This is a genomic window from Bacillus hominis, assembly GCF_018332515.1.
Classification (GTDB): Bacteria; Bacillota; Bacilli; order Bacillales; family Bacillaceae_G; genus Bacillus_A; species Bacillus_A hominis.
Genome location: NZ_BOQD01000065.1, coordinates 1 through 9,829 on the forward strand (window position 1 = coordinate 1; position 9,829 = coordinate 9,829).

Sequence of the window (9,829 nt, forward strand, 5' to 3'; positions counted from 1 at the left end):
TTTTTATCATTTCCACTAAATGAAGAAGATGAAGAGATGATGTCTTTTTATAAACATGAATTGGAACGACAAAAAAGAATAATGAAAACGTTTGTATGTATGAATAAACCTGGTGTAAAAAAGAAAGATGAAATTGATTTATTTAAAGATGGTTTTGAGGGAACAGAAATGTTTAATAGTAAGGAGGAGAAACTTATTCAAGCTGAGTGGGTGGATGAAGAAACAATTCGAATTACACCGTTTCCATTTAAAAAAGAATTTCATGCGTATGTAAAATATAAAACTATAAATAAACATGAAATTGAAGAAAAAGGGATTGCAAAGGAGGATAGAGAATCGGAAGTTCAGAAGCAAACGATATATTTTATACAATAGAGAGGGCATAACAAGAAAAAGGAATGATCTCACTTTATGAGTCATTCCTTTTAGAAATAAATTAACTTACACGTTTTTTATTTAATTCCTTTAATTTTTCTGCTTGTAGAAACCGATTTGTTTCAGCGACAACTACACCACTTAATCCAATAAGGCCAATTAGGTTTGGAATTGCCATAAGTCCATTTGCAATATCAGCAAATGTCCATACGATGCCTAGCTTTAAATTAGCACCAATAGCAATCATCACGATGAAAATTGCTTTATAATATCGAACAGCACCTTCTCCAAATAAATAAGCGACGCATTTCTCACCGTAATACGACCAGCCTAAAATAGTAGAGTAGGCGAATAAAATAATAGCAATACCAAGGATCATACTACCAGCGGTGCCGAATACAGACTGGAATGCAAGTGTTGTAGCTTCAACACCGGTTTTACCTGATTTCCATGCCCCTGTTGTAATTAATACAAGTCCTGTAATTGTACAAACAATAAACGTATCTAGAAAAGTACCAGTCATAGAAACGAGTGCTTGCTTTGCAGGTGAATCAGTTTTTGCTGCAGCGGCTGCGATAGGAGCACTCCCTAAACCAGCTTCGTTCGCAAATACACCGCGAGCCATTCCGATTTGAATAGCAGATGCAACTGTTGCACCAATAAAACCACCAGCAGCTGCTGTACCTTGAAATGCACCAGAAAAAATAAGTGAAAATGCTTCTGGAATTTGATCAAAGTGATAGAAAATAATAATAAGACCAGCAATTATATAAAAGAAAGCTTTAATAGGAACGATAAATCCCGTCACTTTCCCGATTTTTTTTACACCGCCTAAAATGACAATAGCGATTAAAAATGACATTAATATACCAGTTAAAGCAGGGGGAAAAGAGAAATTAATTCGCATTGCCTCTGCAACTGAGTTAGATTGCACCATATTACCGATACCGAAAGAAGCAGTTGTACCGAATATAGCGAATAAAACAGCAAGCCATTTCTTACCTAAGCCCCGCTCTAAATAATACATCGGTCCACCTGAGTATTCACCATTTTCATTACTAACACGGTATTTCACCGCAAGGATTGCCTCGGCATACTTTGTTGCCATTCCGAACAAAGCGGTAATCCACATCCAAAAGATAGCGCCGGGTCCACCAATTGTCACAGCGGTTGCGACACCGGCTATATTTCCCATACCAATCGTTGCAGCCATAGCTGTCATGAGCGCCTGGAAGTGACTAATATCTCCAGAAGAAGATGTATCTTCTGATTTTTTAAATGCAAGTTTATGAGCGTATAATAGTTTACTAAACTGTAAACCTTTTAGACGCACTGTGAGAATGATTCCAGTTCCGACTAGTAGCAATAAAGTCGGTAATCCCCACACATAATGATTCATTTGTTCTAATACTTTACTTACTGTCTCCATCTTTATTCTCCTTTTTTTAGAAAAAATAAAAACCACTTCAAGTAAATGAAATGGTCTCTGGAGAAACAAGGGATAGAAAAATAAACCGATACAAATCGGCTTTTTCTTTCGCTTGTCTCTGTCCTTTTACCTGAGAGATTATCCGCTAAAGTAGCGGATTTGCTCCTTCGGTGCTCGTTTTCCTCCGCGCTATACAAAAGCGAGAGGGAGTCTCTCCAGAGATTCGTCCCCATGCAGTTCTACTTGTAACCAAGACCTGAGAGTTTCAAAGTTCGTTTAACAACTTCTTGCCCCGTCGGTAGATCAATAGATCTTCTCCTGAATGGTTCATCCGAATTATAAAATTAATAACTTAAACGCATTGAATGTAAGGAAATATACATAATCAATAAAAACATTATAGATAGACATTAAGTAGAATGCAATCATTTTTTATTTTGAAATAGTAAAAATACTTGTTTTTTTGATATTCCTAATCTATCTTCTATTTCATTTAAAGTAGACAAAGCGATTACAATATGTTGATCTGCAAGCCCTAAAGCATGCTTTGTATTTTCAATTGTTTCATTGGTTGAAGTAGAATTGTTGTATCCGTCTATAATCAAATCTGCTGCATTTTTCATGAAATTAGAAGCGGCCTTAAATTCAGTTGTGAAATAGACTAGTTGCTTTTGTATATGTGGTTCCGTTATATTTTCTTCGTTTTTCATAGTGTCTATTTCTTTAATAATTGTTTCATATTGTTTGGAAACAGCATTCATTGTAACTAATAGTTTGTTTTTATCTACTGAATCTCCGTTTGTGTTAATCTCTTCCCAGGCAGGCAACCAATCTTTCTCAATTATGTCATTATAATTAGTAGTTAATTCATTCATTTTAGGTTGTAATTGAGTTCGGAAAGTTGTGGTATCAACGGTTTCTACAGTTGTTTTTTTAGCATTTTTTCGATCTTTAGCTGCGTAGAAAATAGTGCCGGAAATAATAAGAATAGAAACCAAAAGCAGCCATTTGTTTAAAAGTAATTTCTTCAATATATAAATCCTCCAAATTCTAAAAACTTATAATATATAATAATAATGTTAATGAGGGCAAAGAGTATAGTACAGAAGTGATTTGAATTACGTTTATTCTATACACGAATAATTAAAACTAGTAAAATAATGAAGATATTATGTAAGAAAAGAGGATTTTTAGTGGGAACGAAAAGAAAAAAACGAGCTTCAAGTATTGCAACGGCTATGTTATTAGTTGGTTTACTTGCACTCATATATATGAGCAAAGAATCCAAAATTGAAGATTTTCCAGTACCAATGTCAGCAATACATGTTAATGATGATAATAAAGAGACTTATCAATATATAAGTGTTATGCCTATTACGGAGGCAAACGGATGGGAGAACTTAGGGGAAAACGGACATACTGTTAGTTTTAAAAAAGGGAATCGGAAAGTAACTGTATTACATTATCCGGGAGAGATTATTTATTATTTATTTGAGCAATAGATATACAAGGGAGATAAGATTGAGATGTAATTCGTATAGGGTTACATCTTTTTATATTCGGAATTATTTGAAATGAAAATAGATAGATGGTTTGATAGATATAGTGCTAAAAAATGATTGTTTGTATATTTGTACAAAAGTAAAAATCTTTAGTTACCATAGTTTTATTATGTAAATTGATTATTGTAAGAGAGAGATTGTATTATAGGGGGAAATTAGAAATGTTACTAAAAACAATTTACTGTAAAGTGGAAGAAGAGAAAAGGGAATTGTTTTCTGATGCGCAAGAAAAGTGGCGTGACTTACAGCATTTAGATGGATTTCATGGACAATTTGGTGGGTGGAATGAAGACGAGGCATGTGTATATACTTTATGGGAAGATAAAAATGCATATCAATCATTTATGAATGGTGCTCACGATACAATTTATTTAAATAGTAATCAAAAAGATACGTTTCTTTCATGTGAAATTGAACTATTTCAAACGTTGTATGATATAAATGATATTCCTTTGAAAGATGTTATTACACAAGGATCTTTTGTAAGAGTTGCAATTTGTGACGTGAAAGAAGGAAAAGAAAATCATTTTTTACATAAGCAAGAAATAATTTGGAATAAAGGAATGGAAAAAGCAAAAGGGATGTTAGGTGGAGTAGTTGGGAAGTCTTTAAAAAATGAAAATCGTTACATAGTGTTAACTTATTGGAAAGATGAAGTAGCACATGAACGTTATATGAAAGAAATTTTCCCTGAGTTATATCAGTTAGCAAATGTAAATGAGTATGTTGAAAGTATAAATGGAAAGAAAATTATTCGGAATGAAGAATGGTCTGTTGCCGCTTCGAAATAAAGTTAGAACTTGTTAAAGTAGCTGGTTTAGATAAAGTTGATATAGAACATTAGTTCTTGTATAATTGTTTTGTACAAGAACAAGAGGGGGAGTTAAAATGGGTAAAGTTTTAAGATTTGAAATTCAAGTTCCAAACCCTGAAGAAGCTATTCAATTTTATACAAAAAGTTTTGGATGGAAGTTTGAAAAAATGCCTGGGCCACATGACTATTGGTTCATAATTACAGGTGAAAGTGATAGACCCGGTATCGATGGTGGACTAATGAAATCCCCTGATGGTGCTACTAGGACGACTAATTCGATTGAAGTACCTTCAGTTGATGAGTACATAGATAAAGTTATTGAAAATGGTGGACAAGTAGTTGTACCTAAAACTGCTATTCCTAATATGGGTTACTTTGCTTATTGTATAGATAATCAAGGGCTTATTTTTGGAGTATGTGAAGAAAATATTGAAGCGTAAAAAATTAGGGATTTTGAGATTATTTTGTTTGTCGAACGATATTGAATGATCTTTTCAATTAAAGATTATTATTAAAAACCCTTTTGTATAAAAACTAGTATTATTTGAGCTGAAGAAGGATCCATTTTGATTATTTTCAAAAGGATTCTTTTTTTTGTATTTCACATATTACGAGTTATTTAGGCATTATTAATCAAATTTACATCGGTATATTATCTATGAAAAAAGTAAATAAATGATGTTATATTCAAATGTAAATCTATGGACTGCAAAATAGTTTAAAGTGAAAAGGAAAAGAGGAGCAATTATTTTCTCATAAACATGTAATTAAAGGAAGACGTCATATACCCTTTCATGTTAATATATTTAAGTTATAATAGGAGGCTTACCCTTTTTTATTGTAGGGTAGAAGCAGTGTGAGCTTGAAATTTTTTTTAGAAAAGGATGTGCCTAATTTGCGTATAAATAAATTTATTAGTGAAGCTGGAAAAGCGTCTCGACGTGGAGCAGATAAACTAATTAATGAAAGAAGAGTAATTATTAACGGTAAGGTTGCAAAAATTGGTGACCAAGTAAATCCAGGTGATGACGTGCGCGTAAATGGAGAGCAACTTCGTATTGCTCGAGATCATGTGTATATAGCTTTAAATAAACCAGTAGGTATTACATGTACGAGTGAAAAAGCTGTAAAAGGTAATATTATCGATTTAGTGAATCATCCTTTACGAATTAGTCATATTGGACGTCTTGATAAAGACTCAGACGGCTTAATTTTGTTAACGAATGATGGCGATATTGTTAATGAGATTTTACGTGCTGAAAACAAGCATGAGAAAGAATATATCGTTTCAGTAGATAAGCCGATTACATCGGAGTTTTTAGAGAAAATGGCAGCAGGGGTTAAAATTTTAGATACAAAAACTCTTCCTTGTGAGATCACACAGTTATCAAAATATGAGTTCAAAATTATTTTAACACAGGGGCTAAATCGTCAAATTCGCCGTATGTGTGAAGCTTTAGGTTATCAAGTATACACGTTAAAACGTACGAGAATTATGAATATTGAGTTGAATAATTTACCAGTCGGACAGTGGAGAGATTTATCGAAAAAAGAGAAAAAACGCCTATTTTCAGACTTAAATTACGAACCACAAGATTGGTAATAAAGAGAAGGGGAAACCAAAAATGGATTTTTGGTTTCTTTTTTTATTGGCTCTGTTAAAGGTGTAGCTACAAAATATCTGGATAACTACCTTTTTTGGTTCTTGTTTGTCGATAGTCGTAGTAATGAAAGCACTAAACATAATATTAAGGAATTCTATTATCGTCGTTTGTATTTGAAATGTCAGATACTTATGAGAGTTTACGTTTATTTAAGTTTATCGTGTAATTGTTCATTCTTAGGCAAATAAAAAATGATTATCGTTCACCCCTTAAAATGGTAAAATCATATTTGGAGGTGGAATTGTGAAAATATTTAGTATATTATCAATAACCTTTATGGTTATAGGGCTATTATTATTCGGATTAAATTGGATAATAGTTGGCTATTCTGAACCCATTGTCCTTTTAGGCTTTATTTCTTCTTTAGTAGGAATTGTACTAAGTTTTATAGCAATTGCTAAACGGGAAGTGGGAACCATAAAATTCATATCACTTATTTCTTTCTTTGTTGTTATGTTTTTAATTACTTGGTTTGAACCATTTCAGGTTCTTCGTATTATTACTTGGCTAAAAAGTAGCTCTTAATAGCGAAAATATAGGAATTAGTGGGAAACCTTTAAACTTAGGTTTCTCACTAATTTATTTAAAAATCAACATTAAAATTTAACAAAGCCTTGTTATTAAATAAAAAATGTTTTTTAAACACTTGCAAAAATAAAATGAATAAGATATAGTAAATAACAATTAATGGATGTACCTTTAAAAGCAAAGAAAAGGACACGAGTTATTTTAAACGGTTATACAGAGAGGGAAGAAAAGCTGAGAACTTCCTAACGCAGAAAAATAACTTACCACCTTAGAGCTGCACTGGGGAAATTAAGTATCTAGTGCCGTGTAAGCGACGTTACCGCAAAAGAAGCCATTATGTTTTTTTGTAATGGGAATCTGGGTGGAACCACGAATATAAGCATATTCGTCCCTATTTACTAGGGATGAATATGCTTTTTTGCATTCAATTTCATAATAAGCGAAGAAAAGGACACGAGTTATTTTACCCGGTTATACAGAGAAGGAAGGAAAGCTGAGAACTTCCTAACGCAGAAAAATAACTTACCACCTTAGAGCTGCACTGGGGAAACAAAGTATCTAGTGCCGTGTAAACGACGTTACCGTAAAAGAAGCCATTGCAATTTGTGATGGGAATCTGGGTGGAACCACGGGTAAAAGCACGCTCGTCCCTATTTTAGGGATGAGTGTGCTTTTTATTATGAAATGGAGAGATGGAAAATGAAAGAGCAAATGATTGAAATTAAATTTCCAGATGGTAATGTAAAAGAGTTTTCAAGGGGAATTACTTTAGAAGACATCGCTGGATCAATTAGTAGTAGTTTGAAAAAGAAAGCAGTCGCAGGAAAAGTAGACGATCAGTTATTTGATTTACGCCGTAATATTGAAGAAAATGCGAATGTTGAAATCATTACTATGGATTCAGATGAAGGAGTAAAAATTGCAAGACACTCCGCTGCACATATTTTAGCTCAAGCTGTAAAAAGAATGTATGGTGACATAAACCTGGGGGTAGGGCCTGTTATTGAAAATGGGTTTTATTATGATATGGATCTTCCAAACAGTGTAAACGTAGAAGACTTACCGAAAATCGAAAAAGAAATGAAAAAGATTATAAATGAAAATGTAAAGATAGAACGAGTAGAGGTCTCTCGAGAAGAAGCAAAAAAACTGTTTCAAGAAATGAACGATCACTTGAAATTAGAACTTTTAGAAGCAATTCCTAATGAGGAAAGTGTAACACTATATAAACAAGGTGAATTTGTAGATTTATGTAGAGGACCACATTTACCATCAACAGGTTATTTGAAAGCATTTCAATTAACAAACGTTTCCGGTGCATATTGGCGAGGTGATAGTAATAATCAAGTGCTTCAGCGTATATATGGCGTTGCATTTGCTTCTCAAAAAGAATTAGAAGAGTATTTGCATTTTGTTGAAGAGGCAGCAAAAAGAAACCACCGTAAGTTAGGTAATGAACTTGAGTTATTTATGTTTTCTGAAGAGTCTCCGGGAATGCCATTTTATTTACCGAAAGGCCAAATTATTCGTAATGAATTAGAAGCATTTTTAAGAGAAATTCAAAAAGAGTACAATTATCAAGAAGTACGCACTCCATTCATGATGAACCAAGAAGTATGGGAGAGATCAGGGCATTGGGGCCATTATAAAGATAATATGTATTTCTCAGAAGTAGACAATAAAAGTTTTGCATTAAAACCGATGAACTGTCCAGGACATATGCTTATGTTTAAAAATAAATTACATTCTTATCGCGAATTACCGATTCGCATGTGTGAGTTCGGTCAAGTGCATCGACATGAATTTAGTGGCGCTTTAAACGGATTATTAAGAGTTCGTACTTTCTGTCAAGATGATGCTCATTTATTTGTAACTCCGGAACAAATTGAAGATGAAATTAAATCAGTAATGGCGCAAATTGATTACGTATATAAAACTTTTGGATTCGAATATGAAGTAGAGCTTTCTACTCGTCCAGAAGATTCAATGGGTGACGATAAATTATGGGAGCAAGCAGAAGCGGCATTAGAAAATGTATTACATTCATTGAATTATAAATATAGACTAAATGAAGGTGACGGTGCATTTTACGGACCGAAAATTGATTTCCATATTAAAGATGCTTTAAATAGAAGTCATCAGTGCGGAACAATCCAGCTCGATTTCCAAATGCCAGAGAAATTTGATTTGAATTATATAGATGAGAAGAATGAAAAGAGAAGACCAGTTGTCATCCACCGCGCTGTATTAGGATCTTTAGACCGCTTTTTAGCAATATTAATTGAACACTTTGGAGGCGCATTCCCATTGTGGGTGGCACCGGTTCAAGTGAAAGTAATTCCAGTTTCAAATGCAGTTCATGTACAATATGCAAATGAGGTTGCAGACAAGTTAGCACAAGCTGGAATTCGAGTTGAGCGAGATATAAGAGAGGAAAAATTAGGATATAAAATAAGAGAAGCACAAATGCAAAAAGTTCCTTATGTTCTCGTTATTGGGGATAAGGAAATGGAAAGCGAAGCTGTAAATGTACGAAAATATGGTGAAGAGAAATCAGAAGTTATTGAATTAGATGCGTTTGTGGAAAGTATGAAAGAGGAAATAAAAAATAGGAACTGCGATTGATAATAAAACAAACCATTAATATGTAATACTGAATTTAAAGTAATTAAAGATATATACGATATACGACACGACGACGCATGTTGTTTAACAAAGTAGTTTTAAGGTGTATCAACACTTTGCTTGATACGCCTATTTTTTATGGCTTTTATCACTACATTCATCAAAACGACAAATATATTGCTTTGAAATAACGTTGTTTCTGTAATATTTAAAGAATAGCGTTATATAAAATGACAATAAAGTTATTTAAATTTAAAAACTTAAATAAGCATAACCCCATTCTAAATGTAGGACGGGGTTAATGTCTGTTTTTATTGAGTGTATTCGTCGCTTTTATACTCCAAAATATCACCTGGTTGACAATTTAGAGTCTTACATATCGCTTCTAATGTTGAAAAACGAACCGCTTTTGCTTTCCCATTTTTCAGAATGGAAAGATTCGCCATCGTAATCCCGACCCTCTCGGAAAGCTCCGTTACGCTCATTTTTCGTTTTGCTAACATCACATCAATATTAATAATAATTGCCATATCCTCCACCTCAGACCGTTAAATCATTTTCTGATTTTATTTTAATAGCTTCTTGTAAAAGTCTTTGGAGAACAGCAGCAAAAACGGCGATCACTATAGAGGCGAAAATAATGACCAATCCGATTGGTATGAAACTTGGAGGGTCAATTTTTTTCGCCATGAGATAGTAGAGTGGCATACCTAGCAAGTACAAGGTACTGATCGTGATGGCACAGTATTTTATATTCTTTAAAGCCTTTACCGATAATTCCGAGAACGCTTGGTTCTTATCAATATAGCTTAAAAGTTTAAAAGCTTGATAC

General features: G+C 33.3%; 11 protein-coding genes, 1 pseudogene, 1 riboswitch and 2 other annotated features. Of the genes and pseudogenes, 8 read left to right on the forward strand and 4 right to left on the reverse strand.

Annotated features, from left to right (window positions below; all coding sequences use genetic code 11):
* The coding region (locus KI356_RS08385; protein ID WP_212935237.1) for a DUF3891 family protein at positions 1-375 on the forward strand (375 nt) is incomplete at its 5' end.
* 61 nt (positions 376-436) lie between these two features.
* Here KI356_RS08385 and KI356_RS08390 read toward each other — a convergent pair.
* Together KI356_RS08390 and KI356_RS08395 are read right to left on the reverse strand one after the other, a co-directional pair.
* Positions 437-1,804, reverse strand: a complete 1,368-nt coding sequence (locus tag KI356_RS08390) for an alanine/glycine:cation symporter family protein (protein ID WP_088058781.1) — start codon at positions 1,802-1,804, stop codon at positions 437-439.
* A 108-nt stretch (positions 1,805-1,912) separates the two neighbouring features.
* Positions 1,913-2,033: riboswitch (glycine riboswitch) on the reverse strand.
* A gap of 196 nt (positions 2,034-2,229) precedes the next feature.
* Positions 2,230-2,835 (reverse strand): hypothetical protein, encoded by a 606-nt coding sequence (locus tag KI356_RS08395; RefSeq protein ID WP_212935238.1) that lies wholly within the window; start codon positions 2,833-2,835, stop codon positions 2,230-2,232.
* 126 nt (positions 2,836-2,961) lie between these two features.
* Between KI356_RS08395 and KI356_RS08400 the strand changes: the two genes are divergently transcribed.
* The 7 genes and pseudogenes from KI356_RS08400 to thrS all read left to right on the forward strand — a co-directional run bounded on the left by KI356_RS08400 (position 2,962) and on the right by thrS (position 8,997).
* Positions 2,962-3,306, forward strand: a complete 345-nt coding sequence (locus tag KI356_RS08400) for a hypothetical protein (protein WP_212935244.1) — start codon at positions 2,962-2,964, stop codon at positions 3,304-3,306.
* Positions 3,307-3,527: 221 nt separating this feature from the next.
* Positions 3,528-4,157 (forward strand): DUF4937 domain-containing protein, encoded by a 630-nt coding sequence (locus KI356_RS08405; protein ID WP_212935239.1) that lies wholly within the window; start codon positions 3,528-3,530, stop codon positions 4,155-4,157.
* Positions 4,158-4,254: 97 nt separating this feature from the next.
* Positions 4,255-4,620 (forward strand): VOC family protein, encoded by a 366-nt coding sequence (locus KI356_RS08410; RefSeq protein ID WP_212935240.1) that lies wholly within the window; start codon positions 4,255-4,257, stop codon positions 4,618-4,620.
* A 455-nt stretch (positions 4,621-5,075) separates the two neighbouring features.
* A complete protein-coding gene (locus KI356_RS08415; RefSeq protein WP_070142879.1) occupies positions 5,076-5,783 on the forward strand; it encodes a pseudouridine synthase in 708 nt (235 codons plus the stop codon).
* Positions 5,784-5,840: 57 nt separating this feature from the next.
* A pseudogene (locus tag KI356_RS08420) lies at positions 5,841-6,010 on the forward strand (IS1595 family transposase); the annotation flags it as partial.
* A 77-nt stretch (positions 6,011-6,087) separates the two neighbouring features.
* Positions 6,088-6,369 (forward strand): hypothetical protein, encoded by a 282-nt coding sequence (locus KI356_RS08425; protein WP_212935241.1) that lies wholly within the window; start codon positions 6,088-6,090, stop codon positions 6,367-6,369.
* 174 nt (positions 6,370-6,543) lie between these two features.
* Positions 6,544-6,768: a binding site (T-box leader), on the forward strand.
* Between the two features lie 37 nt (positions 6,769-6,805).
* Positions 6,806-7,027: a binding site (T-box leader), on the forward strand.
* 44 nt (positions 7,028-7,071) lie between these two features.
* Complete coding sequence (thrS, locus tag KI356_RS08430; RefSeq protein ID WP_212935242.1) at positions 7,072-8,997, forward strand: threonine--tRNA ligase; 1,926 nt, start codon at positions 7,072-7,074, stop codon at positions 8,995-8,997.
* A 311-nt stretch (positions 8,998-9,308) separates the two neighbouring features.
* Here thrS and KI356_RS08435 read toward each other — a convergent pair whose 3' ends face one another.
* Both KI356_RS08435 and KI356_RS08440 read right to left on the reverse strand, forming a co-directional pair.
* Positions 9,309-9,527 (reverse strand): helix-turn-helix domain-containing protein, encoded by a 219-nt coding sequence (locus tag KI356_RS08435; protein ID WP_002119312.1) that lies wholly within the window; start codon positions 9,525-9,527, stop codon positions 9,309-9,311.
* Between the two features lie 10 nt (positions 9,528-9,537).
* Positions 9,538-9,829 (reverse strand): DUF2975 domain-containing protein (locus KI356_RS08440; RefSeq protein WP_212935243.1); only part of this gene is annotated, 292 nt, incomplete at its 5' end.